The following is a 26,382-nucleotide window of genomic DNA, read 5'->3' on the forward strand; positions in this document are numbered from 1 at the left end:
CAACCTCAAGAGGTGTAAGGGATATTAAATTCTTCTTATTCAGATTGTCGAAAATATATGCTTAAAACATCCCCCCCAACTTTTCCGCTTGATCCGGCTATAGCCAATTTTACTTTATCCGAACTTATTTTCCAGTTTCCTGAATAATCTTTCGCAAAAAATGTAACTTCTTTACCCTTGATTGGTTCGACCCCTACATAAGGTTTGAAACCGGTCAGTTTGGTTGAGGAAAACGTATTATATGAGATTTGACTTGCATTATCTATGTTAGGCAGCCATTGTATGGCGACAAAGAAATCACCTTTTGGTATGATAATTTTATATTTTGAAAGATTCGCTACGATCTTATCTGAGTTTTCCGAGGTTATATTGATTTCCTCATTGCATAGGTCTTCAGCGGGAAAACCAGTGGCATCGGCACGATAGACCCTGACCCTAAAAGTAGTATTTTGCAAATCCTCATACTTGTAAAGTCTGCTGTTATCTCCCCCGGGAGAATCGCCATCTCTATAGTTGTAAGTGAAAACAATACGATTATTCTCAGAAACGGCTAGCTTTACGTCGAACAAGAGCTGGGCAACGGAAATTTTTTCCAACATATAACGTTCTGCCGGATTATATAAACGTTGAGCCACCTGTTGGTATGGTAAAGGGTTAAACGGATCTGGAAAACCCACATAGTGCTTCACATGGGCGATGTTAAATTCGTTAAGCGTTAATTTTTTATTGCCTTTGATCTGTTTAGAACCGCTTGCTGTTGCCTTTTTTTGGATCAGTTGAACCCTGCCATTTTCCACATCTTTTATCCTGGTTTTTTTTGAGTAGTAGTTTTGCATCTCGACGTAAATCGAATCGGTTCTGGCAGCTATCAGATCCACTTTCCCCATTTTATCGGCCATGGTATAGGTTTGTCTAACTTTACAGGACACCAGGGCTCCGATAATAGGTTTTTTCGTCGCACTGTCGGTTATTAAAATCGTAACGCGGTTGATTTCCTGTCCTTGTAAGGTCGGTATCTGCCCAAACAATGCATAAGCAGATAACAGAATCAGGTATTTAAGCATTTTCATTTGTAGTAAGAGATATTTATGGACAGTGCAATTTCCCTGGAAGCATCTCCTGTGGGTTTATCCAGCGCATACCATTTTCCGTCTTGTTTGATAAAGCGGTTACTTGTTTTATCAGCAGATTGCGGATATAGCGCAATAAAAGGTTCGTAGCCAATGGTATATTGCGGGATAAAAACGTTCTGAGCATTGTAGGTCACCATTTTATGGCCGATTTTATAGGTCTGGTTCTGAAGTTCATAAAGCCATTCGACAATAACAAAAAAACTTGAACCGGGAGGACGGATGTTCAGCTTCCGCAGATCGATCTGATTCAAAGTCTGATAACTGTCCAATATTACTTCTATCTTTTTGTAGTAGCGCAATGTATCGGGACCATGGGTTATAGAATCTACGCCAGTTATATAAATATTAACCTTCGATGTATCGAGGTGCTTATTCCTATTAAAATAAAGTTCGTCGTTAAGTGGAAATAAAGTAGTACGGCCATTTGGTGAAAAAAGCGGTTTGGATGGGGGAAGATGTTTCTGCACAAAACGGCCAAGGGTAATATACTCCAATTTAAAATCACTTGCAGTCGTCTCAAAAAATTTCGCAATGGGCTGTGGTGAGGAAACAAATAGCTCCTGGTTTTCATTTTTAATGTTATAGTTGACCTGGTCGTAAGAAAATTTACCTAAAACTTCAAATTGTTTCTTCACACTGATCTGTACTTCGTCTAGCGTATAATTATCCTCTTTCAGCAGTACAGTCTGTCCATTTATAAAGTTAACTGTAGGTATCTTTTTGATATCATAACCGATATGGCTAAAGATCAGGGTATCCGGTTGTTTGTTGGCATGGATTTCGAAAATCCCTTTTTCGTTTGAAATGGAGTCTCTTTGTTGTTGCTGAAGTTTTACTGTTACCAGTGCAAGCGGTTTCTTTTCGTTTTCGCTAATTACTGTCCCTTTGTAAATCGCTTGCGAACTGGCATTACTAAACTGAAGAGAAATATATAAGAATATCAATAGCGATGTTATTAGCCGCCATAGTGAAAATTCTTGTGAGTTGATAAAAATATTAAAAATGATTTTAATTATTGAGCGCATTAGAAGTATTTAGAGCAATATACTAATCTTAATTTAATTTGCTGGGCGTGCTAAGTTATTAAACCAGCTGTTTTGTAACAAAAGAATTAATCAATCGTTTGCGAAAGCGCAAAAGCCATTATTGGTTATTATGAGTTAATAAAATTAGCAGAATTGATAAAAAATGTTTTGAGTGTATCTTGTTGATTTCCAGAAAAATGTATTCGTTGGTCTAAATAGGGGTAACTTTTTTTAAAACAAATTCAAATCCTTTTTTGGATTTGGGAAAAAGAATACTACATTTGCAATCCCAAAAGGGGGTGCCATAGCTCAGTCGGTAGAGCAAAGGACTGAAAATCCTTGTGTCCCTGGTTCGAATCCAGGTGGCACCACTTAAAAAACAAAAGCCTTACAGAAATGTAAGGCTTTTTATGTTTTGCGGTAATATTCATTTATGTTTCTACATGATATTCGTTTTGTTTTTCGGCCAGTTCTTTAACCTTATCTAAGGCTTTTGGCCAGGTTTCATTAAAATAATCTTTCCATTTTTCGATAATGCCCATATCAATGGTTAGTTCGGTGTGCCCTTCTTTTTCTTTTAAGGTGTAGTTCTCCAGCGATTCACCCCAATCATGCGATTCTTCTTTACCATCTTTTATCTCGCCTACGTGCTTGATAGACATAAATTCGTTAGGAATATTTTCTGCAATAACAGCTACCATTCCCGATCCTTTGCCATCTCCGAATATCGCTTTGCTTCCTTTTTTCCAATCGGTTTCAACGGTAGATCCTTCTGCAAAAACGGCAGTCCATATAGGGTAGCTTTTTACACCAAAAAGCACATCCCAAACTTTTGTGGCTGTAGCGTTAATTGTGGTTTTAAATTTAATCTTTTCCATGGTTCTTGGTTTTAAATCAGATAATCTTGTAATAACAAATTTGCAGAGTATTTGATTGATTATTAAGGGGTAAAGGCGACAATTTATAGGGGCAGAAGAGCTTAATATGCTTAATAGGATATTTAAAATCGAATTCACAGCGCAATAAACCATCATCAGCGAATATAACCGGGATTAACAATTTAACATATTTTCACTATCGTAATCTCAGAATTAAGTAATTTAATCGGTAGATTTACGTAATTAGCCAATACATGTGCTAGCACACACAATATTTTGAATTAAATTTAGTTTGTTGTAGACAAAAGTTTATTGCCAAACAACCTAACTATTGTCTAATACGTATTATAAAAAGATAATGTTACTATAATTTCCATGAGAAATAAAAGATTCCTTTACCTGGTTGCACTAGGTTTTTTAAGCTTTGGGGCCACTACTGGTTGCAAAAAGAGCAGTGCTGCGCCTGATGAGCCCGAAACTCCACCAGTTGTGACAACGCCTAGCGGAACGCGGGATGAATTGACTAAAGATTCTATTTTTTTATATGGCAAAGAACTTTATTATTGGAATACTTCGCTGCCAACTTATGCAGCGTTTAATCCACGTGGGTTTAGTTCGAATGAAGCTGAGCTATATGCCATGACTCAATATTCTTTAGATCCGGCGACAGGAAAACCATATGAATATGTAAGTACTTCCGGCGAACCTAAATATTCTTTTTTCGACTATACGGCAGCCACAGCAGGTAAAACAGGAGCACTTAAAGCGGATGTAAACGGCTCAGCCAATGATTACGGTTTTTCTGTTCAGTATAATTATAATAGTACTACAGATTTAAGGGTAAAATACGTTTATCCAAACTCATCGGCTGCGCTGCAGGGTTTAACACGTGGCTGCCAGATAACCAGTGTGAATGGAAGAACTGATCTGGCCTATCCTGGTGCTATTAATTTTTTAAATAATGCTATTTTTGGTACAAATGCAACGGTTACTTTGGCTTTCAATGATATTGGTGGCAATCCGAAAACCGCAGTGGTATCTCGCAGTTTATATACCATTAATCCGATATTATTTACCAATGTTTATACTGTTGGAACAAAGAAAGTGGGTTACATTGTATTTAATAGTTTCACCAATAATGCCTCTTCAGCTATAAATGCAGTTTTTTCTAATTTTGCTACACAGGGCGTAAGCGAATTGGTTATTGATTTACGCTATAATGGTGGGGGTTATGTTTCAACAGCTACCGAGATGATTAATTTAGTGGCACCAGCGGGCGAAACAGGTAATACCATGTTTACTTCTTATTACAATAACTATCTACAGTCAATCACTACAGCACAGCGCAAGGCCTCTGTTTTGGCGCACCAACCGTTGTTGGATGATGCGGGTAAATTACAAACCTTTACCTCAGGTGTAAACGGGAAGTATGCTACTTATGCAGATTTAAATTATTCGCCTACAGCTGCCGATAATATAGAGAAATTTGCAAAATCAGGTAGTTTAACATTAAACAGGATTTATTTTATCGTAACAGGATCTACTGCATCTGCAAGCGAGTTAACCATTAACAGTTTAAAACCGGTAATGGATGTAAAGCTAATCGGTAGAACAACATACGGTAAACCTGTAGGTTTCTTTCCGATTAGGATAGACAAGGTGGATATGTATATCCCAGAATTTGAAACCAAAAATAAATTGGGTGTTGGTGGCTATTATTCTGGCCTAACGGTTGATAAAGAATCGCCGGAAGATTTAAGTAAAGCATGGGGTGATGAAACAGAGACTTTGCTGGCCTATGCATTATTGTATGCTAAGAATGGGAATTTTGTGACTACGGCTGCTAAAACGGCTAGTTTAAGTACATCGACCACAGCAGTGCCAAAACTATCAATAGCCGAATTGAGGGAGCTAGATGAAAAGTTGGATCCAAAAAGCTTTAAGGGAATGGTAATGACGCCCCACAAGAAATTTTAATTAAACTTTTTAACGAAAATGCCCGCTTAATATATTTAGTTAAACGGGCATTTTCATTTATAGCGTTATTTACAATAATATTTTACTGCTGATATCTTTATTGATGGTAATGTAGCCTGGATATTTAACAGGCGTATTGCCCAGCATAAAGGTTGGTTTTATTTTAATGGTTAATAAACCTAACTTTTCATCTCTTGAAGATGAACCTTTCTGAGCAGCCTTGATAATATCGTTAAAAACATTGCCATTAGATACTAAACCATAAATATTGCTCACCAATTGTACCGGAACAGTAACGGTTTGACCTTGCGAAATACTTACATTTTGGTTAACAATGCCTTCTGCCAAATCGGTATTATTGACTAATATTTTATATTCGAACTGGTTTATGGCTGCTAAATTGCTCGAAGGGTTGGTTATTTCCAAGTTTAGATTGGCTTTTAAAGGAATATCTTTTCTTAACAAACCCAGTGCAACACCAGGTAAACTGGTTAAACTAAAACTCTGTTGGTCCATTAACTTTTTAACATCTGTGCCTGCAATTGATACTTGCTGTACACCTGTAATTTTATAGGTGCAATCTTCCAATGCTTTTATCTGCTGTGCCTGCCTGTTTATTCCGCAGCCAAAAAGGCCAACAGTTAAAAGACATACTAATAATCTTTGTTTCATTTTATGTGTGTTAGGTGATAGCATAAGTACCCAAAAATCTGGATATTTATGTACTGCAAACATAACGCCAAAATAATAAATCTATTTCAGATGGATTTGCCTAAATGTCAGGCTACCTATTTAACTGCTTCAATCTCAATAATAACTCAATTAATCGGTTAACCGATTTAACAATTGATCCAAGTTACTAACTTTACAAAAAAAAAGACATGGCCATTACCATCAGGAAGATAACTGCACAGGATAATACTGCAACAGCTGAAATGATCAGGACTATTTTAAGGGAATTTAAAATAGACAAGCCTGGTACTGTTTATACCGACCCTACAACCGACGAGCTTTCTACAGTTTTCGAGCATCCCCAATCTGTTTATTGGTTGGCCGAAGAGGATGGGGTTATTATTGGCGGTTGTGGCATTTATCCAACAGAAGGCTTGCCAGATGGTTGTGTTGAACTGGTTAAATTGTACACCTCGGCATCTTCGCGTGGAAAAGGTATTGGTAAGATGCTTATGCAGAAAAGCATAGAATCGGCGCAGCATTTTGGTTATAACGAGATTTATTTAGAGTCGTTTCCCGAACTTAATAGGGCAATTGAGATGTACGAAAAGGCAGGATTTAAAAAACTCGCCGCCCCATTGGGTAATTCGGGCCATTTTGCCTGTAACGTTTGGATGCTATTGGTTTTATAGATGGTTAATTGTTAAAACTGGTTAATCGGTTAACTGTTGGGAATGAAATCCAGCTCAGTTAACCGATTTATATTTAACCTGTTATTCTTAATTTTTGCCTACCCTGTTTTCCTCGTCACCTGTTCCGGTTTGTCTGCTGCGCGCAGTTTTAATTTTCATATTCCCGAATTTATAGGTGAAACTTAAGTTTATCCTGCGGCTTTCCCATTCGTTCTGCCAATAGGTTTTAATGTTATTGTATTCCAGATTGGCTCTAAATTTACTGGTATTAAAAATATCGTTTACTTTTAAGGCCAATGTTGCATTTTTGTTCCAGAATGATTTTTTAGCACCGATATTTATCTGGTAACTTCCTAAACTGCGGAATAAACCGGAAATTGAAGGCGAATCGTAATATCCATACATCGTTAAACTGTAGTTTTTGGGCAAAGTGATGGTATTGTCAGACATGACCGACCAGTTCCACGAGAAAGCATTATAACCATTTCCCTGTACTGCCGATGTGGTGCGGTTATAACCAACAGAAACTTCGGTACTGTTGTTCCACCATTTGGTTACATCAAAAGGACTTCCGGTGGCCATATAAAAGTTTGTAGTATTGTTCAGATTTTCTGGTCTGGAGATACTTTCTTTTGTGTTATTGTTCTGATAAACCACTTCCCATATCGATCCATTACTGACCGAATAACTTAAGGTTAGTACCCTGAAGTTTTTAATCGAGTAGTTAAATTCAAAGCTGTTGGCGTAAGATGGCTGTAATAATGGGTTTCCCTGTAATGCTGTATAGGGGTCGGTATAAAAGGTAAAGGGATTTAAACTGCTATATGATGGCCTGTTAATGCTTTTTCGGTATGCCGCCGTTAAGAGGTTGTTCGAATCGAGTTTTAAGGAAATAAAAAGTGTTGGAAAAAGCTTCCAGTACTTTCGGTCAATCAAGGTATTGGTACCCGATGAGCTGCCGTTGCCTAACGTCTGTTCGGCACGTAAGCCCGCTTTGATCTGTATGTTTTTAAAACTTTGATCAAGGGAAAGATAACCGGCATTAATGTTTTCATTGTATAAAAAGGCATTGGTTCTGTGCGGATCGTTAACCCAACCTTCTGTTTTTAACGAGTCGAAACGTACATCGCTCTGCGATTTTACCCAGCTGCTTTTCCAGCCAGTTTCCATTTTTAATGTTTTCGAAAAATTTAAGCTATAATCAGCCTTGATGGAATAGATAGAAACATTACCCATACCTTTGTTGCGCAAATCAATCGGATTGCCGATCAACTGATCACCAGCATTGAGGTAATTATTGGTAAATGTTTCGTTCTTACTATTATCATACTGAACATAATCGGCATCAAAGCCCAATTCTCCACCCAAAGTATCTGTTTTGAAACGGTAGTTTAGGTTAATGGCGTGGTTTTTTTCTGTATTGCTTTGTGGATTAAACATCGATGTTCCGCCCATTTTTATACCAGCTGCGTTATAATTTACCGAATTGCTATTTACCTTGGTTTCTTCGGGAGCAGTAAAGCCCTTAACCATTAACCCCAATGTATGTTTCTCGTTAATAAAATAATCGGCACCGGTAGAGTAATTTAAGCTGTTGGTTACTGGGTGCCAGAAATTAAGCTGGTTATATTGTTCATTGCCAATGGTTCTGTTTAAAGTTAACCTGTTGTATGAGTTATAATGTCCGGCATTTAGACGTATGTAGGTGCTTACCTTACCGATATTGTAATTTAGGTTGGTACCAGCATAAACTTTTTCATAACGGCCATAACCACCACCCAGATTCATGTTCCCATTAAACCCCTGCATTTTATTTCTTTTGAGTTTAATGTTGATGATCCCTGCTGTGCCGGCAGCATCGAAAGAGGATGGAGGGTTAGAAATCAGCTCGATTTTGCTTAATACCGAGCCAGGTAAAGATTTTAAGTAAGTAGTTAATTCCATGCCCGTCATATAGCTCATCTTACCATCAATCATCACATTGATCCCTTTTTTACCTTTCAGTACAATGTTATCGTCCTTATCCAGTTTTACGCCAGGCGACCTGCTGATTACTTCCAGCGCATTATCACCTGCAGTATTCATTTGTTCTACGTTTACAATCACCCGGTCTGCCTTTTGATCGATCACCGGCATTTTTGATATAACGTTTACATCTTTCAGCGTTTGAGTGTGGTCTACCAGTATAATGGATGGAACCTTAACAGTTATATCTTTTACTTCAAATGCTACAGATTGGTTTTTCCCGTAACCCATCATTAAGGCTTTAATAAAATACCTGCCAGGTTTGACATTACTGAATTCGTATAAACCTTGTTGGTTGGTAACCTGTAGGGCAACGGAAGCCGAATCGGGTAAGTGGATTAATGCTACTGATGCATAATCGAGTGCTTTATTGCTTTTGTCGGTAATAGTTCCAGATACCTTAATATTTTGAGCAAAAGCAGTTTGAAGGTTAAAAATAAGTAAAGCAAAAAGTGTAGATTTAAATAAGAGGTTCATCATCGTGTTTGTTTTATATTGACGGTTCAAAGATGAAGAGGCTGCTTCAGTCTAAAAATTATTTGATCCCAACCCTTTAAAATATTATCCCAATGCTTTTTTAGGCCATAAAAGGTGTTGATCCTTAAATTGTACAGGTTGGGATAATTATTTGCATGTTTGGAATAAGAAAATAGGCAGTTAAAAAAGCTTTGTATAGTTTTAGGCCATGAAAACAATAAAAATCATTTCCATTCATATTCTGTGCTGGATACTTGTATTAGGTTATTTTTATGGCGGCGCTTTATTAGGCGGCACTACATTTACCAAGATTGCTTTTAATGTCTCTATGAATTTTATCCAGCTGATAGAGTTCTATATCTGTTATCTGTGGGTATATCCAAAATTTTTGAAAAAGAATAAAGTACCTCAGTTAATTGGCGGTATTTTGTTTACTATGGCTGTATTTATTGCTCTCCGGTACTTAATAGAAGAAGTGCTTTATTTAAAATGGTTTGGTTTTCATAATTATAGTGATGGGGTAACTGCATGGGGGTATATATCAGACAATATTTACTGGAGTATTGCTTTTATTGTGGTGCCAGCTGCGGTTTATGGTATTGAGCAGAGTTTTCAATCGGAGCAGGTTAACAGAAAACTTAAAGAAGAGGTAGTCAAAGCCGAGCTTTCATTTTTGAAATCGCAGATTAATCCACACTTTCTGTACAATACCTTAAACTATGTTTACTCTTTGGCTATTCCTGTTTCCGATCAACTGGCCAATGCTGTTCTGCGCTTATCGGATCTGATGCGATATACGCTAAACGATAGTCCGGATGGTAAAGTGAGTTTAGATAAAGAGGTGGAATACCTGGAGAGTTATGTGGCATTATTTAAGATGCGCTTTGAACCCAAATTTTATGTCGAGTTTACAACCGAAGGTATTGCTAATCAAAAAATAGCTTCGTTGATCCTGATCCCTTTTGTTGAAAATGCTTTTAAACACGGTGTAGTAAATGATGAGGGCCAGCCTGTGCGCATTAAACTTAAGGTGCAGAACAAACGCTTAAGTTTCGAGGTAAGCAATAAAATCAGTCACGCACAAAAAGACCACTCAAGCGGTGTAGGTATGGTAAATATCCACCGTAGATTGGATTTGATTTATCCCGAAAAGCATGAGTTGTTGATTTCCAATAATGGCAATACCTATAAAAGTACTTTGATCTTAAATCTCTAATAGATAATTTGTATCATTGAAATATTTATATTACGCTTAGCGCTAAACGCAAACCCCTAACCGTTACCTTATGATCCGTTGCCTTGCTGTTGATGATGAATCTTATGCTTCAGATATTATTGCTGCCTTTATTGATAAAACGCCTTTTTTAGAGTTGGTTGGAACCACCACCAATGCTTTTGAAGCACTTAACCTGGTGCAGGAGGGTAAGGTAGATCTTGTTTTTTTAGATATACAAATGCCTGAATTAACTGGAATCCAGTTTTTGAAAATCTGTGGCGGTAAATGTAAGGTAATCCTAACCACGGCTTATCCCGAATATGCTTTAGAAGGTTTTGATCTTGATGTGGTAGATTATTTGCTTAAACCGATCTCCTACGAGCGTTTTTATAAAGCAGCTACGAAAGCACAACAGATTTTACAGCCTGTGGTACCTGTTCAGCAAGAAATTGTTGTACAGCAGGTAACACAGGGGAACGATTTTATTTTCATCAAAGGCGATACCAAAAACAAGTTTATTAAGGTTAATTATGAAGATATCTTGTACATAGAGGGATTGAAAAACTATGTTTCGGTTTATACCGCTAGCCAAAGGATTGTGACTTACCAAGCGCTGCGCGAATTGGAGACTGAATTACCTCAGCCACCATTTTACCGCATTCATAAATCTTATATTATCTCTATCGAAAAAATTAAGATGATAGATGGAAATACCGTTTATATTAACGATCAGGCCATTCCAATAGGCGAAACTTATAAGGAAGAGTTTTTTAAAGTGGTGAGAGAAGGGAAGAAAGGTGGTTAACTGGGTAGACTGTTTAATTGTATAAATCGGTTAATCGGTTAATTGTTGAAGATTTGATTGTTAAATTGTTGCAATTGAACTTTAGTAAACCAATTTCTACATTAATGTGCTTCATCCCTTAATGGTAGAAAGATAAAATACTAAAAGTCAGAGCGAAATCTGAGCAAATCTGTGTTTCTGTGGCAAAAAACTAGTTAAATAGATTTTGAAATGAATTCAGAATGACGCATCTCTTTTGGCTTGTGCTTAAAAAGCCTAATGTTCTTCATCTCTCTTTATGATAAAAATCTTTAATGCTTTGGTGCCTGAGATCATTAGGAAATTAAGGGTATTAAGGATTATAATGTAAATCAATTTAAACAGTTGGGAATTTGCGGTTGACAATTTAACAATGCCACAATTAGCAATCCAGTTGGCAATTTGCAGTTAACCAATTTAAACAGTTAACCGATTAACCATTTTACCATGTTTATAAATTCTCTAAATTATTTATGCCGTTTTTTATAAGTTTGCTGGACAAAAGATTAAATCAGACATCATCATGCAAGAAACGAATTCGCTAAACCAGGTTGCAGAATTTCACACTACCTTTAAACACCCTATTCTAGAAAATCCGGTTATTCCTTCCAAACAGCGAGCCAATTTGCGTATTTCGCTTTTAGCCGAAGAGTTGAAAGAATTACAGGAAGCAGTAGAAAATGATGATCTGGTAGAAGTGGCTGATGCCCTTTGCGATTTGCAGTATGTTTTGGCCGGTGCCATCCACGAGTTCGGTCTAGGAGGAAAATTTAAGACTTTATTTGATGAAGTTCATCGCTCTAATATGAGCAAGGCCTGCAAAACCGTGGAAGAAGCAGAACAGACTATCCAGTTTTATTTAGATAAAGATCAGACCGAATCTTATTACAAAGAAATAGACGGGCTGTTTTTAGTGTTCAGAAAATCTGATGATAAGACTTTAAAATCGATTAACTATTCGCCAGCTGATTTAAAATCACATCTGGTTTAATCCGTAAATAGGCTCGAATTGAAAAGGCTAAAACAAATTGTAAACGAGCTGAAATTAACGCAGGGAGATCCTGATGCGGCTTTAATGCGTGAGTTTATTTTTTACTCACCAAAGATGCCTTTACGTCTGCATCAGGAACAGCTTATTGCTACATCAAAACAATTTAGCCTTCAGGTTTTTGATACCTATTTTACCAATGCCAATGTAACCATTAACTGTTTTAGCTGGGGAAATGGAAAGCGAAAAGTGTTACTTACACATGGCTGGGCTTCAAAAGCTTTAGATTTTTATGAGCTGATTATTGAACTCCAGAAGATAGAAGACCTGGAGATCATTGCTTTTGATGCACCTGGTAACGGAAGTTCAATCTCTGAATTTTCTAACCTGATGTTATATGTTGGTTCAGTAAAATCTATTGCCTTAAACTATGTACAGCCTGATGTCATCATCGGGCACTCGCTTGGTGGCATGGCCAATGTAATTGCTTTGCAGGAATTAGAGATAACGCCTAACCTGCTCATTAGCATTGCACCTCTAATCAGACTGAAAGAAAACTTCGAGCAGAGTTTAGACTCTGTAAACATTACTGCAAAAGATCAGGGTATCTTTTTTAAGAACTTTGCCAAAGAATTTCCGGTTCCTGCCAGCCATTTTAACCTGACTGAATTGTGTCAGTTAAGTCCCGACTTAAATCATTTTCTCGCTTATGACCCAGCTGATCACATTTCGCCATATCCATTCCTTAAAGAATTCTTGGAGAAATACCCGGTCATCCGTTCAAAATCTTTTGAAGATGTTGGGCATTATAAAATCCTTAAATCTGCTGATGTGATTGAAGCTATCGTGAAGAGAATCCTATCGTTAAGCTAAAACAGAACTATATATTCTGTTATTTCAAATGTACTTTCTGATATTATTTAGCATAACGGTCTAAATTGTAAGGTGCTTTAATTAATTTAGGTTGTCGTTTTAAAACGCTAACCAAATTATGGATACTTTTCGCAAGTATATTGATACAGATCAGTCAGATCAGAAGGAGCAGCCAGATTGGGGTGTAAACGTGCTTGATGTTGGCCATTATGTTCATCCTGTAAATACAGTTTATCCTGATTCAAAACATCCTGAAGGTTATTTTTTTGAATGGGACAAGGGAAGGGTGCTTGCTGAATATCAACTGGTTTATATCGCCTCGGGTACGGGTGTGTTCGAAGCTGAAAAATTAGGTAAGGTTGATATCCAGCCCGGAACACTATTTTTCCTTTACCCTGGGATTTGGCATCGCTTTAAGCCCGACGCAGATATTGGTTGGACAGAATATTGGGTAGGTTTTGAGGGCAGTTATGCCAACCATCTGATGAAACAGGAATGTTTTAACCCTGAGCGTCCGCTGATCCAGATGGGTTTTAATGCGGAATTTATCAACATCTTTATCCAGCTCATTGATACCATAAGGTTTGGCGGTCCGGGCAGTAATCAACTGGCAGCTTGTTTAACCATACAGTTATTGGGCCTGGTTTATGCTTCGGCGCTACTTAAAGCACAATCCAACAGCAGAAAAACACAGTTGATCAACAACATCAAGTACAGCATTCACGAAAACCTGAATACCAATATTTCGCCCGAAGAACTGGCCGCAAAACACAATGTAAGTTATGCCTGGTTTAGAAAAGCATTTAAAGAAATCACAGGGAAATCCCCAGGGCAGTATCAATTGAACCTTAAAATCCAGAAGGCTGGCAAAATGTTAAAAGAAACAGATCTGAGCATCGCCGAAGTGGCTTTCCAGAACGGATTTGAATCTGAGTATTATTTTTCGAGAATTTTCAAGAGCAAAATGTTGCTGCCGCCATCTAAATACAGAAACAATTCGTAATCATCATGACTAATCACCCATTTAGAATAGGCCTGTTCGGCATAGGTTTAGATACATATTGGCCACAGTTTAACGGCTTAGAGCAGCGGCTGATTGGTTATTTAGCGCAGGTAGAGAATAAATTGAAAACCTATGGAGCAGAGGTTTTAAACCTAGGTTTGGTAGACAATGCTGATAAAGCTTTTGATGCCGGGCACGATTTTAAAAAAGGGGATGTAGATGTGATTTTCTTATATGTAACCACCTATGCTTTGTCCTCAACAGTTCTTCCTGTGGTAAGAAGAGCAAAGGTTCCCGTAATTATTTTAAATCTTTCACCCAGTGAAGCTATTGATTATGCTGGCTTTAACCAGCTGAACGATCGGACTAAAATGACCGGAGAGTGGCTGGCTTATTGTTCTGCGTGTCCGGTTCCGGAAATTGCGAATGTATTTAAACGTTCGGGAATTCAGTTTCATCAGATTACGGGTATACTGAATGATGCGGAAACCTGGAAAGAAATTGGCGAATGGGTAGAGGCAGCTAAGGTTGCGCACATGATGAACCACAATACGCTCGGCCTGATGGGTAGTTACTATAGTGGCATGCTGGATATTTATTCTGATATCACCTTGCAATGCTCGGTTTTTGGCAATCACATAGAAATTATCGAATTCGATGAACTCACAGCCTTGAGAAACGAACTTTCTGAAGATGAGATTAAGGCAAAAATCGAGGAATTTAAATCGGTTTTTGAAATTGATCCCTCGTGCGGGGCCTACGAATTAAACCGCGCAGCAAAAACCGCAGTAGCATTAGATAAATTGATAGCACGTTACCATATAGGATCTATGGCTTATTATCATAAAGGGACAGGTAATGCCAATGGCGATACCGTCAGTTCCATTATTCTGGGCAACTCTTTGCTTACCGCAAGAGGAATCCCTGTGGCAGGAGAATACGAAGTGAAAAATGCACAGGCCATGAAAATTATGGATAGCTTTGATGCTGGAGGTTCATTTACAGAATATTATGCTATTGATTTTAATGATGATATAGTATTGATGGGACATGATGGGCCCGGGCATTTGGCCATTGCTGAAGGGAAAATAAAAGTAAAGCCATTGCAGGTGTACCACGGTAAGGTGGGTAGTGGCTTATCGGTAGAAATGTCGGTGAAACATGGAGCGGTAACCTTGCTTTCGGTTGTCGAAAACAACGGAAAAATCTTTTTTCTGATTGCCGAAGGTGAATCTGTAGCCGGACAGATTCTCGAAATTGGGAATACCAATAGCAGGTACAGATTTCCTATCGGGGCAAGAAAATTTGTTGAAGATTGGAATGTTCAGGGGCCAGCGCACCATTGTGCAGTAGGCATTGGACATATCGGGACAAAACTAATCAAACTGGCCAGGTTGCTTGGTATCGAAGTGGTTCAGGTTTGTTAATCTGAAATGAGGACAAGTATTTAGATTTTTATAATCTGACACAACGAAAATTAACCCAATGTAACCTCCGTCTTTGGTCTCCCGATCAATAATCCCTTCTATCAATTTATTGTTCATCCATAACAGTGCATAACAGTTAAAGTTACCGTATATTCTATTTTAGAGCAACCAAATATATTAATAACGCATGCAAGCAATTTTAGGTGTAATTTTTCATTTCTTCGGTGGTTTTGCCTCCGGTAGTTTTTATATTCCGTACAAAAAAGTTAAAGGCTGGGCCTGGGAAAGTTACTGGATTGTTGGGGGAATCTTCTCCTGGTTAATCGTTCCGCCACTTGCTGCTTTTTTAACCATTCCTAATTTTACGGCTATTATCACCAGTACCAATGGTAGTATTTTATGGTTAACCTATTTTTTTGGTGTGCTTTGGGGCATTGGAGGCTTAACCTATGGCTTAGGCGTTCGTTATCTGGGGGTATCATTAGGAAGTAGCATCATTTTAGGGCTTTGTATGGTTTTGGGTTCAATCCTGCCATCTATTTACTTCGATTTTTTCCCGCAGGCTGGTAAAGATACTTTTACCATGTTTTTACACACCGATTGGGGGCGTATGGTATTGCTGGGGCTTTTAGTCTGTGTTGTCGGTATTGTAATCTGCGGTAAAGCAGGTATGATGAAAGAAAAGGAAATGAAATCTGCTATTACCGATCCACATGGGATGGAGGTAAAAACAGAATATAAATTTGGGCTAGGTTTATTTGTAGGTATTGTATCAGGTGTTTTAAGCGCCTGTTTCAATTTCGGTATCGAAGCAGGTAAACCAATGGCCGATGCGGCTAATGCGATCTGGAAAGCAGCAAATCCTGCTGAAACTGGTAATTTCTTATTTCAGAATAACGTTACTTATGTAATTGTGCTCTGGGGCGGTTTAACCACCAATTTTATCTGGTGTATGGTTTTAAATGCAAGGAATAAAACATTTGGCGACTATACCAATGCAAAAACGCCATTATTAAAAAACTATATTTTTTCTGCATTGGCAGGTACCACCTGGTTCTTACAGTTTTTTTTCTATGGCATGGGCGAAAGCAAAATGGGCAATGGTGCCAGTTCGTGGATTTTGCACATGGCCTTTATCATCCTCATTGCCAATGTATGGGGATTGGTGTTAAAAGAATGGAAAGGTGTATCAAGTAAAACTTTGATTACTGTTTTGGCAGGTATTTTAACCATCATCATTTCGGTACTCATTGTGGGTTATGGAAATTCAATAAAAGCTTAATAAATAAAAATTTAAATAGAATATAAGAATGTCAATCGATACGAAAAACTATAAGTACGTAAGCTATCTGTGGGATGAAGAAGAAGCCGCAAAACTGGCTGGTGATGAAGTTGCCCTCCTAATTTATCGCTCTAATTTATTGGGTGCAGATTTACGCTTAACCAATTATGGAGGTGGAAATACCTCGTGTAAAGTATTGGAAAAAGATCCGCTTACCGGTTTAGAAACCGAAGTAATGTGGGTAAAAGGTTCAGGTGGCGATTTGGGTACCTTAAAGAAAAGTGGCCTTGCAGCATTATATGTTGATCGTTTACGTAGTTTGAAGAATATTTACCGTGGGGTAGAACATGAGGATGAAATGGTTGAATTATTTAACCACTGCATTTTCGATTTAAGTTCTAAAGCACCATCTATTGATACACCTTTGCATGGTTTCCTGCCATTTGCGCATATCGATCACCTCCATCCAGATGCAGCTATTGCCATTGCTGCGGCTAAAGATGGTAAAAAAATTACAGAAGAATTATTTGGAGGAACTATAGGTTGGGTAGAATGGAAAAAACCTGGTTTCGAACTGGGCTTGCAATTAAAGCAGTGTTTAGATGAAAATCCAGGCATCCGCGGCATTATGTTAGGCTCACATGGTTTGTTTACCTGGGGCAATACGGCTTACGAAAGTTATCTGAATACTTTAGATGTAATTGAAATCTGTTCTGATTACCTTAATCAGAATTACGGCAAAAAAGGTCCGGTTTTTGGCGGACAAAAGATTGAAAGCGCAGCGGCAGATCAGCGTAAAAAACAAGCAGCTGCTTTAGCGCCTGTTTTGCGAGGTTTATGTTCTTCTAAACAGCACATGATCGGCCATTTTACCGATGATAGCCGTGTTTTAGAATTTATCAATTCTAATGATTTAGACCGTTTGGCCCCTATGGGAACCAGTTGTCCCGATCACTTTTTAAGAACTAAAATCAGTCCGTTGGTTTTAACTTTGGCATGCGATGCCGATTTATCGGATGTTAAAGCGCTAAAAGAAATATTGGAGCCTGCATTCGAAGCTTATAGAGCTATGTATACCGCTTATTACGAAGCCTGTAAACATCCAAATAGTCCGGCCATCCGCGACACCAACCCAGTGGTTATTTTATATCCAGGTATCGGAATGTTTACCTTCTCCAAAGATAAACAAACAGCAAGGGTCGCTGCAGAATTCTATATCAACGCCATTAACGTAATGAAAGGTGCTGAGGCTGTTTCAGCATATACTTCATTACCACATCAGGAGGCTTTTAACATCGAATATTGGTTGTTGGAAGAAGCAAAGTTACAGCGCATGCCAAAGCCAAAACCTTTAACGGGTAAAATTGCGCTGATTACCGGTAGTGCCGGTGGAATTGGTAAGGCGGTTGCTAAAAAGTTTGTTGCAGAAGGTGCTGTGGTAATTTTAAACGATATGAACGCCGAGCGTTTAGAAGAAGCTGGGAAAGAATTTGCGGGCATTTATGGTAAAGATTCTTACAGTACTGCGATTTTAAATGTAACCAGCGAAAATGATATTAAACAAGCTTTCGATTCAGCTGCTTTGGCTTTTGGTGGGGTAGATATTATTGTAAACAATGCAGGATTATCGATTTCTAAAACGATTGCCGATCATACCGAAAAGGATTGGGATTTATTATATAATGTTTTGGTAAAAGGCCAGTTTTTTATTACCCAGGCTGCAACAAATACGATGCAAAAGCAGAATATTGGTGGCGATATCATTAATATTGTAAGTAAGAATGCTTTGGTAAGCGGACCAAATAATGCCGGTTATGGCAGTGCAAAAGCCGCGCAATTACATTTGAGCAGATTAAATGCTGCTGAGCTGGGTGCCGATAAGATCCGTGTAAATGTGGTTAATCCAGATGCTGTAATCAGCGATAGCAATATCTGGGCTGGCGGTTGGGCAGAGGGCCGTGCAAAAGCTTACGGAATTACCGTTGCAGAGCTGCCCGCTTATTACGCGAAACGTACTTTGTTAAACCAGATTATATTACCAGATGATATTGCCAATGCTTGCTTTGCCTTTGTAGGTGGTTTGCTGCACAAATCAACAGGAAATGTTTTAAATGTTGATGGCGGAGTAGCCATGGCATTTGTAAGATAACTTACTCCTCGGCCTGTGTCCTCATAGACCGAAAAGAAGATAAGTGGTCTGTGGGGACACAGACCATGGATAATGAATAAAAATCCTTGGTTTGTGAGGACACAAACCATAACACAATAGTTTTAAAATCGGTTTTTTAAGTTGTTTATCGGTCAGTGCCATGCACTGACCGATAAATGACTTTAAAACATTAAGATAATCGTCCTCGCTTATAACGAGGATGAACAAGAATGGCGATTGTATCGCCAAAAACGATTAACCTAATAAACCAAATATCCTCATGAATATTGAGCAGAACCAAATAGAAAAACATAACGACTCCCTTTTGACTTCGCATCAGCGCAAACTTTCTTTTTTAAAAGAAGATTGGGCGCACGTTGATGTAGAAAGCGTAATCCAGAAACTGGTCGATTTTCAGATAGCCATTCCAAGTTGGGCTTTGGGTACAGGTGGAACACGCTTTGGCCGTTTTGCCATTACCGGTGGCGAGCCACGTACCATTGAAGAAAAAATTGAAGATGTTGGTCTGTTACATGCGCTAAATGGTGCAAGCGGTGCTATTTCGCTTCACATCCCTTGGGATATCCCCCAAAACGCAGAAGCGTTAAAAACATTAGCCTCCGGCTATGGTTTAAAATTCGATGCCATGAACTCAAATACCTTTCAAGACCAGAAAGGTGCTGCACACAGCTATAAATTCGGTTCACTGCAGAACGTAAATAAAGATATCCGAAAACAGGCCATTGAGCATAATATCGAGGTCATTAAACACGGTATTGCGCTGGGATCTGATGCATTAACGGTTTGGCTTGCCGATGGTTCTTGTTTCCCTGGTCAGCTTAATTTCCGTAAGGCCTTCGAAAATACTTTAGAAAGTCTTCAGGAAATCTATTCAGCCCTGCCAGAAGATTGGAAAATGTTTGTGGAGTACAAAGCTTTCGAGCCTAATTTTTATTCAACAACGGTTGGCGATTGGGGTCAATCATTGTTATATGCAAGTAAACTAGGTAAAAAAGCCTATACTTTAGTTGATTTAGGTCACCATTTACCAAATGCAAATATCGAGCAGATTGTGGCGCTATTATTAATGGAAGGGAAATTAGGTGGTTTCCATTTCAACGATTCTAAATATGGCGATGATGATTTAACTGCCGGAAGCATTAAACCTTACCAATTGTTCTTGATTTTTAACGAACTGGTAGAAGGTATGGATGCAAAAGGAATGAACCATACAAAAGACTTGGGTTGGATGATTGATGCTTCGCATAATGTAAAAGACCCACTAGAGGATTTATTGCAATCAGTAGAAGCCATTATGATTGCCTATGCACAGGCTTTACTGGTGGATAGAAAAGCATTAAACGAAGCGCAGAATAACAATGATGTAGCAAAAGCACAGGAAATTTTGCAGCATACCTTCCGTAGCGATTTAAGGGCTTTAGTAGCCGAGGCTAGATTAAAAGCTGGAGCAGCTTTATCGCCAATCGCATTATACCGCGGTTTAGATGTAAGGAATAAATTAGTTAATCACCGCGGAAATACTGTTGCTACAGGTTTGTAAATAGAGAAATAGAAAATGCCTAAACCTGTTATTGCCATATTTGATGTTGGGAAAACGAATAAAAAACTTTTTCTGATTGACGAAAACTATAGTATCGTTTACGAGCGATCTGCACGTTTTGTAGAAACTGTTGATGAGGATGGCGAACCATGCGAAAATCTAGAAAGCCTGCGTTTATCAGTTTACGATTCCCTGCATCAGGTTTTGCAGTTGAAAGAGTTCGATGTTAGGGCCATAAACTTTTCTACCTATGGGGCCAGTTTTGTTTATCTGGATGAAAATGGCAAACCACTAACACCGCTTTATAACTATTTAAAGGAATACCCGGAGGAGCTTAAAAAAAACTTTTATGCAAAATACGGAGGTGAGGAGAAGATTTCGTTAGAAACGGCCTCACCAATTTTAGGTAGCTTAAATTCGGGCATGCAATTGTACCGCCTGAAAAATGAAAAGCCCGAAATATTTAAAAAAGTGAAGTGGGCTTTACACCTTCCCCAATATTTAAGTTATTTAATTACGGGTAAGGCCGTGGCCGATATTACGAGCATTGGCTGCCATACCCAGCTCTGGGATTTTAATAAAAACCAGTACCACAACTGGGTAACAACAGAAAAGATCGACGATAAGTTTGGAACCTTTACACCCGCTGATTCGAGCCTGAAAACCGATTTTGAAGGTAACAGCGTTAAGGTTGGTGTAGGCTTACACGATAGTTCTGCCGCACTGATCCCTTATCTGGCCAATTTTAATACACCATTTGTACTTATCTCAACCGGAACTTGGTGCATCAGTTTAAACCCCTTTAACCAGGAACCTTTAACTGCCGAAGAACTTAAACAGGATTGCCTGTGTTACATGCACTTTAAAGGTAAGGCGGTAAAGGCCTCACGTGTTTTTGCAGGTTATGAGCACGAGGTACAACTTAAACGGATCGCCGAACATTTCGATCGTGCAGCCTATCTGTTTAAACATCTGAAGTTTAACCCTTCAATGATCTTGAAATTAGCTAATAAAATACCCGAAAACCACCAGGAACAACGGGGTTTTTCGGCAAGTTCGGCTTTCCCAGCGCGTAATCTGAGCCTCTTCCAAACGGCAGAAGAAGCCTATCATCAATTGATTTTCGACCTGATTAAACAACAGATTTACTCGTTAAAGCTGATTTTAAATGCAGGTGTGAAAAGAATTTTTGTAGATGGTGGTTTCGGTAAAAATGCAATTTATATGCATCTGCTGGCTACTTCTATTCCAGATATTGAGGTTTACGCCTCTTCTGTTTCGCAGGCTACGGCAATAGGCACAGCTTTGGCCATAAACGATGCCTGGAATGAAAATCCTGCGCCAACGGATATGATCCAGTTAAAGTACTATTCTGCTATACAGCGTACGATAGATTTTTAGGATTTTCCGTATATTAGAATCCCTATATCAATACAACCACTTTGAAACCAGAAGATTTAATCCCCTATATCAACGTCGACGAGTATTCGTCTACGCCAAAATATAAGCAATTAACCAATGCCATTTTGGCCGCAATTGAAAGTGGTAAGCTTCTGAAAAATAGTTTGTTGCCTTCTATTAACGAATTGAGTTTCAGCCTGGAAATGTCGAGAGATACAGCTGAAAAAGGTTACCGTAACCTGCGGAAACTTGGGGTAGTTGATTCGGTACCAGGCAAGGGTTATTTTATTATCAATACCGATTTCTCGCGTAAACTAAAGGTTTGCCTGCTTTTTAATAAACTCAGTACACACAAAAAGATCATTTACGATTCTTTTACCAAAACCCTAGGCGAGCGTGCTGCCATTGATTTTTATATCTACAACAACGATTTTGCGCTGTTTAAAAAAATGATAGTGGCCAAACGCGATGATTATTCGCACTTTGTGATTATTCCACATTTTTTAGAGGGAGGTGATAATGCACACGAAATTATCAATACCATCCCCAAAGAAAAACTGGTTATACTCGATAAACTTTTACCTGGAGTAACCGGCGATTATGCTGCGGCCTATGAAAACTTTGCACAGGATATTTACGCGGCTTTAGAGCAGGCTTTGGATCGGCTTTCGCATTATCGCACCTTGAAAATTATCTTTCCAAAGAACAGTTATTTCCCTCACGAAATACTCACCGGTTTTTATAGGTTCTGCCAGCAGTATGCTTTTGATCATAAAGTAATTCATAACATTAAAGACGAAGAAATTAATCCTGGTGAGGTGTACATTAACCTGATGGAAGATGACCTGGTAACACTCATTGAACGTTTAATTGCCCAAAAGCTTAAAATCGGGAAAGATGTTGGCGTAATTTCTTATAACGAAACGCCTTTAAAAAAGATTATTTTGGATGGGATTACCACCATTTCAACTGATTTTAGCGAACTGGGCGCTCAAGCTGCTGAATTTATTCTCAACGGAAAAACCGAGAAGGTAGCAGTGCCTTTTTATTTGAACCTGCGTAAATCGCTGTAGTACGCTGTTAGTTCATCATCTCGACTGAAGCGTAGCGAAATGGAGAGATCTATCGAGACAGATTTAGCTTCGCTGAGCACTACGTGGTTCTCGGCTGCGTTGCACTTCGCTCGAAATGACGATTCTCTTGATTAATTGTGCATAAAAACCTAAAAAGACGTTTTAGCTAAAACTTATTAATGATTACTTTTATCACTTAGCTATTTTAGTTTTAAATGAGTGAACAGGTAACCGCACATCCAGCATCAGAACAAAATCCTTACGATTATATTTTAAAGGATTTTAACCTGAAAAACCTGAGCCAGATTGTTATCCTAAAACATTTAAGCGGATTGATCCATACGGATGTTAAAGGCTTTTACCAACTTTTTCCTGAGCAGATTGAAATCGATTTTGCAGCCTTTAGCGATGAAACCTCTGGACTAGCTTTTCCAATTGTTCAGGTTCAGCAAAATGAAAACTCCGTAAAACTTTCCTGCCGCTGCGCTACGCCAAAACATAAACTGTGCGAGCACCAGGCAAGGGTTTTATACAATATCCTTCAGCGCCAGGATCTGCTCATTTTTTTCGACAGTAACCTGCGGAAACAAAAGCTTGCTAAGATTGCGACCGATTACGGATTGGAAAAAGAAGAAAATCTCGATCTTCTGTTTAATCTGCACCATGAAAATGGCCAGGTAGCTATCCGACCGAAAATGGATGCCCTCCAGCCATTTAATAAAGAAGCCCAGCAAAATTTGCAGGAACTTTTACTACCAGCAAATAAACCCAAAATAAAATTACAGGCCAAAAACGATCCAGGCAAAATGATCCTGGTTTTTGGACAACACCGCTATTACAATAATTTAACGGTAGAATTATTCGAAGCCGAAACCACTAAAAGTGGTAAGGTTAAAAATCCTATAAAAGGAATTAATCCAGTTAATTTACTGTTTAATACAAATGATAACGATGAGGTAAAGTTTTATAGCGGTATTAGCACTTTTCAGCAGAATTACAATAATGATCAAAGTGAAGCGGAAATCGAAGCCTTAAAAGCAATCGTTAAAAACCCTAGGCAGATGCCTTTTTACCTGCAGGATAGTAAGCAATCTGTCGCTATTCAGGCGTCGACCATTACAGCGGTTGATGTGCATTTGTTGGAAGTAGACCTGCGTCTTTCTGTAAACCAGCGCGATGATTATTACGAAATTACAGGTCGGCTGATTATCGAAGGCAAATCATATGAGCTGGATAACCTGGTATTGGTACATCAGTATTTTATTAAACTTAAAGATCAGTTATATTTAATTGGTCGGCTCGATTTTCTACGTGTAATCGGGTTTTTCAAAAAGCAGAGCAACAGGTTAATCCTGCACAAAACTAAATATCCGGAGTTTCAAAAAGTTATTTTGGTGCCTTTAGAAGGAAGTATCCATGTAGATTATTCTTATTTAAAACCTGCAACCAAAAGCCAGATAGAAGAAAAAGGTTTCGATCTCGAAAACGAGCAGTTGATCTACCTGTCAGAATCTGAAGACTATATCCTCCTTACGCCGGTAATGCGTTATGGGAATCTGGAAATTCCTGTGCTGTCTAAAAAGCAGATTCAGGCACAAGATAAGCTCGGTAATCTCTTTACTTTACACCGTGATGAAGCGGTTGAGCTGCAGTTTATTGGAAATGTTTTAAAACAGCATCCTTATTTTTATGATCAGGAAACCAACGATTCTTTTTACCTGCACCGCAAACGGTTCATGGAAGAAGCCTGGTTCCTTGATGCTTTTGAAGTATGGCGAAATAAAGGTATTCATATTTTAGGCTTTAACCAGCTCAAAAACAATAAACTTAGCCAATTTCAGGCTAAAATTAATATAGAGGTATTAAGCGGGACGGATTGGTTCGAAACCAAAGTAAAAGTGAAGTTTGGCAAACAACAGGTTGCGTTAAAACATCTGCATAAATCGATCAGGAACAAAAGTAAGTTTGTAACGCTTGATGATGGAACCCAAGGTATATTACCTCACGAGTGGATCGAAAAATTTGCTGCTTATTTTAGTGCAGGTGAGGTAACAGAAGATGCCATTCTTACGCCAAAAATTAAATTTGCTTCTATAAACGAGCTTTATGAAGATGCTTTACTGGATGGTGACGTAAAGAATGAATTGAAACTTTACAAACAAAAATTTGAAGGGACTGATTCGATTCAGGAAGTGGAAGTACCAAAAGGTTTAACCGCAACGCTGCGTCATTACCAAAAAGACGGTTTAAACTGGCTCAACTTTTTGGATGATTTTAACTTTGGCTCTTGTTTGGCCGATGATATGGGATTGGGTAAAACCATCCAGGTGTTGGCTTTCATTTTATCGCAGCGCGAAAAAGTAAAGCACAATACCAATCTGGTGGTTGTTCCCGCTTCGTTAATATTTAACTGGAAGGCAGAAGTAGAGAAGTTTGCACCATCTATAAAGGTGAAAACCATTTATGCTGGCGAACGGACGAAAACAACAGACACTTTTGATGATTACGAAATCATTTTAACCTCATACGGAACACTGCTTTCTGATATCCGTTTCTTAAAGGATTACCGCTTTAACTATATCTTTTTAGATGAATCGCAGCTGATCAAAAATCCAGACTCGCAACGTTATAAAGCGGTTCGGATGCTGCAATCGAGGAATAAGGTAACCATGACGGGAACGCCGATTGAGAACAATACCTTTGATTTATACGGGCAGCTGTCATTTGCTTGCCCGGGTTTGTTTGGCAGTAAACAACAGTTTGCCGATTTGTATTCAACCCCGATAGATCAGTTTAAAGATAGTAGAAGGGCCGAAGAACTCCAGAAAAAAATAAGACCGTTTATTCTTCGCAGAACAAAGGAACAGGTAGCGAAAGAACTTCCAGATAAAACAGAAATAATATTGTATTGCGAAATGGGGACGGAGCAGCGCGAAGTATACGAAGCGAACAAAAAGGAAATACAGGATTTTATTTTGGGCAAACAGGAGGATGAGCTGCCTAAAAGTTCGATGCATGTATTGAAAAGTATTACCACCTTAAGGCAGATCTGTAATTCGGCCGCATTATTGGCTGATGGAAAATCTTATTTACAGGCTTCCTCAAAAATTGATGTGTTAATGGAGCAGATTGAAGTTAAGGCCGGAAAACACAAAATTCTTGTTTTTTCTCAGTTTGTAACCATGCTCGATCTGATTAAAAAGCAATTGGAAAACCGGGGAATTAAATATGAATACCTTACCGGGCAAACCCGCAAAAGAGCTGAAGTAGTCAGCTCATTTCAACAAAATGCCGATATTCCCGTTTTCCTCATTAGTTTAAAGGCTGGCGGAACCGGATTGAACCTTACCGAAGCTGATTATGTTTACTTGGTTGACCCATGGTGGAACCCCGCAGTCGAAAACCAGGCTATAGATAGAGCATACCGGATCGGGCAGCATAAAAATGTGATGGCTGTGCGATTAATCTGCCCTGATACGATTGAAGAAAAAATCATGAAACTTCAGGCAACTAAAAAAGATCTGGTTAAAGATCTGATCCAAACAGATGGAAGTTTGTTCAGGAATTTAACCAAGAAAGAGTTGTTGGGGTTGTTGAGTTAATCGTGGGATTCCTCCTCGCAATTGTAAAGGTTTAGTAATTCGGTAATGAACTAGAGTTTATTTTTTGTTATTTATATTGACCATTTCCGCCGGTTTTTTACCCTT

19 protein-coding genes and 1 tRNA gene are annotated in these 26,382 nt (G+C 38.5%); 15 read left to right on the forward strand and 5 right to left on the reverse strand.

Annotated features, from left to right (window positions below; genetic code table 11):
• Window positions 1-35 precede the first annotated feature (35 nt).
• Together HDC90_RS23795 and HDC90_RS23800 are read right to left on the reverse strand one after the other, a co-directional pair.
• On the reverse strand, window positions 36-1,070 hold the full coding sequence (locus tag HDC90_RS23795) for a hypothetical protein (RefSeq protein ID WP_184470934.1): 1,035 nt from the start codon (window positions 1,068-1,070) through the stop codon (window positions 36-38).
• Complete coding sequence (locus HDC90_RS23800; protein ID WP_184470936.1) at window positions 1,067-2,158, reverse strand: carboxypeptidase-like regulatory domain-containing protein; 1,092 nt, start codon at window positions 2,156-2,158, stop codon at window positions 1,067-1,069. Before HDC90_RS23800 ends, HDC90_RS23795 begins: the two co-directional genes overlap by 4 nt.
• A 298-nt stretch (window positions 2,159-2,456) precedes the next feature.
• Between HDC90_RS23800 and HDC90_RS23805 the strand changes: the two genes are divergently transcribed.
• Window positions 2,457-2,529, forward strand: a tRNA-Phe gene (locus tag HDC90_RS23805).
• A gap of 60 nt (window positions 2,530-2,589) precedes the next feature.
• Here the strand turns inward: HDC90_RS23805 and HDC90_RS23810 are convergent.
• On the reverse strand, window positions 2,590-3,036 hold the full coding sequence (locus HDC90_RS23810; protein WP_184470938.1) for an SRPBCC domain-containing protein: 447 nt from the start codon (window positions 3,034-3,036) through the stop codon (window positions 2,590-2,592).
• Between the two features lie 375 nt (window positions 3,037-3,411).
• Between HDC90_RS23810 and HDC90_RS23815 the strand changes: the two genes are divergently transcribed.
• On the forward strand, window positions 3,412-5,013 hold the full coding sequence (locus HDC90_RS23815; RefSeq protein ID WP_184470940.1) for a S41 family peptidase: 1,602 nt from the start codon (window positions 3,412-3,414) through the stop codon (window positions 5,011-5,013).
• A gap of 69 nt (window positions 5,014-5,082) precedes the next feature.
• Here HDC90_RS23815 and HDC90_RS23820 read toward each other — a convergent pair whose 3' ends face one another.
• A complete protein-coding gene (locus HDC90_RS23820; RefSeq protein ID WP_184470943.1) occupies window positions 5,083-5,685 on the reverse strand; it encodes a hypothetical protein in 603 nt (200 codons plus the stop codon).
• A 209-nt stretch (window positions 5,686-5,894) separates the two neighbouring features.
• Between HDC90_RS23820 and HDC90_RS23825 the strand changes: the two genes are divergently transcribed.
• On the forward strand, window positions 5,895-6,377 hold the full coding sequence (locus HDC90_RS23825) for a GNAT family N-acetyltransferase (protein ID WP_184470945.1): 483 nt from the start codon (window positions 5,895-5,897) through the stop codon (window positions 6,375-6,377).
• An 87-nt stretch (window positions 6,378-6,464) separates the two neighbouring features.
• Here the strand turns inward: HDC90_RS23825 and HDC90_RS23830 are convergent, their stop codons facing one another.
• Window positions 6,465-8,882 carry an outer membrane beta-barrel family protein gene (locus tag HDC90_RS23830; RefSeq protein WP_184470947.1) on the reverse strand — a complete coding sequence of 806 codons (2,418 nt, stop codon included), beginning with the start codon at window positions 8,880-8,882 and terminating at the stop codon, window positions 6,465-6,467.
• A gap of 205 nt (window positions 8,883-9,087) precedes the next feature.
• Between HDC90_RS23830 and HDC90_RS23835 the strand changes: the two genes are divergently transcribed.
• From HDC90_RS23835 to HDC90_RS23890, 12 genes are all read left to right on the forward strand, one after another.
• Window positions 9,088-10,095 carry a sensor histidine kinase gene (locus HDC90_RS23835; RefSeq protein ID WP_184470949.1) on the forward strand — a complete coding sequence of 336 codons (1,008 nt, stop codon included), beginning with the start codon at window positions 9,088-9,090 and terminating at the stop codon, window positions 10,093-10,095.
• Between the two features lie 70 nt (window positions 10,096-10,165).
• Window positions 10,166-10,900: a LytTR family DNA-binding domain-containing protein gene (locus HDC90_RS23840; protein WP_184470951.1), complete on the forward strand. Its 735-nt coding sequence runs from the start codon at window positions 10,166-10,168 to the stop codon at window positions 10,898-10,900.
• A 541-nt stretch (window positions 10,901-11,441) separates the two neighbouring features.
• Window positions 11,442-11,909, forward strand: a complete 468-nt coding sequence (locus tag HDC90_RS23845) for a nucleoside triphosphate pyrophosphohydrolase family protein (RefSeq protein WP_167293229.1) — start codon at window positions 11,442-11,444, stop codon at window positions 11,907-11,909.
• Window positions 11,910-11,927: 18 nt separating this feature from the next.
• Entirely contained in the window at window positions 11,928-12,779 is an 852-nt protein-coding gene (locus HDC90_RS23850) for an alpha/beta fold hydrolase (protein WP_184470953.1), read from the forward strand.
• A 118-nt stretch (window positions 12,780-12,897) separates the two neighbouring features.
• The gene (locus HDC90_RS23855) at window positions 12,898-13,782 is read left to right on the forward strand and encodes an AraC family transcriptional regulator (protein WP_184470955.1); all 885 of its coding nucleotides are present in this window, start codon (window positions 12,898-12,900) and stop codon (window positions 13,780-13,782) included.
• 5 nt (window positions 13,783-13,787) lie between these two features.
• The gene (locus HDC90_RS23860) at window positions 13,788-15,209 is read left to right on the forward strand and encodes an arabinose isomerase (protein ID WP_184470957.1); all 1,422 of its coding nucleotides are present in this window, start codon (window positions 13,788-13,790) and stop codon (window positions 15,207-15,209) included.
• A gap of 187 nt (window positions 15,210-15,396) precedes the next feature.
• The gene (rhaT, locus tag HDC90_RS23865; protein ID WP_184470959.1) at window positions 15,397-16,491 is read left to right on the forward strand and encodes an L-rhamnose/proton symporter RhaT; all 1,095 of its coding nucleotides are present in this window, start codon (window positions 15,397-15,399) and stop codon (window positions 16,489-16,491) included.
• A gap of 28 nt (window positions 16,492-16,519) precedes the next feature.
• Window positions 16,520-18,640 carry a bifunctional aldolase/short-chain dehydrogenase gene (locus HDC90_RS23870; protein ID WP_184470961.1) on the forward strand — a complete coding sequence of 707 codons (2,121 nt, stop codon included), beginning with the start codon at window positions 16,520-16,522 and terminating at the stop codon, window positions 18,638-18,640.
• 280 nt (window positions 18,641-18,920) lie between these two features.
• Window positions 18,921-20,201, forward strand: a complete 1,281-nt coding sequence (locus HDC90_RS23875) for a sugar isomerase (protein ID WP_184470963.1) — start codon at window positions 18,921-18,923, stop codon at window positions 20,199-20,201.
• 15 nt (window positions 20,202-20,216) lie between these two features.
• Window positions 20,217-21,602 carry an FGGY-family carbohydrate kinase gene (locus tag HDC90_RS23880; RefSeq protein WP_184470964.1) on the forward strand — a complete coding sequence of 462 codons (1,386 nt, stop codon included), beginning with the start codon at window positions 20,217-20,219 and terminating at the stop codon, window positions 21,600-21,602.
• A 41-nt stretch (window positions 21,603-21,643) separates the two neighbouring features.
• Window positions 21,644-22,675 carry a GntR family transcriptional regulator gene (locus HDC90_RS23885; protein ID WP_184470965.1) on the forward strand — a complete coding sequence of 344 codons (1,032 nt, stop codon included), beginning with the start codon at window positions 21,644-21,646 and terminating at the stop codon, window positions 22,673-22,675.
• 215 nt (window positions 22,676-22,890) lie between these two features.
• Entirely contained in the window at window positions 22,891-26,277 is a 3,387-nt protein-coding gene (locus tag HDC90_RS23890) for a DEAD/DEAH box helicase (protein WP_184470966.1), read from the forward strand.
• Window positions 26,278-26,382 lie beyond the last annotated feature (105 nt).

This window comes from Pedobacter sp. AK013 (genome assembly GCF_014205835.1).
Taxonomy (GTDB): Bacteria; Bacteroidota; Bacteroidia; order Sphingobacteriales; family Sphingobacteriaceae; genus Pedobacter.

What these genes read in the sequence shown, in the direction of transcription:
- HDC90_RS23795 (WP_184470934.1), bottom strand. Translation starts at nt 1,070, where the DNA reads ATGAAAATGCTTAAATACCTGATTCTGTTATCTGCTTATGCATTGTTT.
- HDC90_RS23800 (WP_184470936.1), bottom strand. Translation starts at nt 2,158, where the DNA reads ATGCGCTCAATAATTAAAATCATTTTTAATATTTTTATCAACTCACAA.
- HDC90_RS23810 (WP_184470938.1), bottom strand. Translation starts at nt 3,036, where the DNA reads ATGGAAAAGATTAAATTTAAAACCACAATTAACGCTACAGCCACAAAA.
- HDC90_RS23815 (WP_184470940.1), top strand. Translation starts at nt 3,412, where the DNA reads ATGAGAAATAAAAGATTCCTTTACCTGGTTGCACTAGGTTTTTTAAGC.
- HDC90_RS23820 (WP_184470943.1), bottom strand. Translation starts at nt 5,685, where the DNA reads ATGAAACAAAGATTATTAGTATGTCTTTTAACTGTTGGCCTTTTTGGC.
- HDC90_RS23825 (WP_184470945.1), top strand. Translation starts at nt 5,895, where the DNA reads ATGGCCATTACCATCAGGAAGATAACTGCACAGGATAATACTGCAACA.
- HDC90_RS23830 (WP_184470947.1), bottom strand. Translation starts at nt 8,882, where the DNA reads ATGATGAACCTCTTATTTAAATCTACACTTTTTGCTTTACTTATTTTT.
- HDC90_RS23835 (WP_184470949.1), top strand. Translation starts at nt 9,088, where the DNA reads ATGAAAACAATAAAAATCATTTCCATTCATATTCTGTGCTGGATACTT.
- HDC90_RS23840 (WP_184470951.1), top strand. Translation starts at nt 10,166, where the DNA reads ATGATCCGTTGCCTTGCTGTTGATGATGAATCTTATGCTTCAGATATT.
- HDC90_RS23845 (WP_167293229.1), top strand. Translation starts at nt 11,442, where the DNA reads ATGCAAGAAACGAATTCGCTAAACCAGGTTGCAGAATTTCACACTACC.
- HDC90_RS23855 (WP_184470955.1), top strand. Translation starts at nt 12,898, where the DNA reads ATGGATACTTTTCGCAAGTATATTGATACAGATCAGTCAGATCAGAAG.
- HDC90_RS23860 (WP_184470957.1), top strand. Translation starts at nt 13,788, where the DNA reads ATGACTAATCACCCATTTAGAATAGGCCTGTTCGGCATAGGTTTAGAT.
- rhaT (WP_184470959.1), top strand. Translation starts at nt 15,397, where the DNA reads ATGCAAGCAATTTTAGGTGTAATTTTTCATTTCTTCGGTGGTTTTGCC.
- HDC90_RS23870 (WP_184470961.1), top strand. Translation starts at nt 16,520, where the DNA reads ATGTCAATCGATACGAAAAACTATAAGTACGTAAGCTATCTGTGGGAT.
- HDC90_RS23875 (WP_184470963.1), top strand. Translation starts at nt 18,921, where the DNA reads ATGAATATTGAGCAGAACCAAATAGAAAAACATAACGACTCCCTTTTG.
- HDC90_RS23880 (WP_184470964.1), top strand. Translation starts at nt 20,217, where the DNA reads ATGCCTAAACCTGTTATTGCCATATTTGATGTTGGGAAAACGAATAAA.
- HDC90_RS23890 (WP_184470966.1), top strand. Translation starts at nt 22,891, where the DNA reads ATGAGTGAACAGGTAACCGCACATCCAGCATCAGAACAAAATCCTTAC.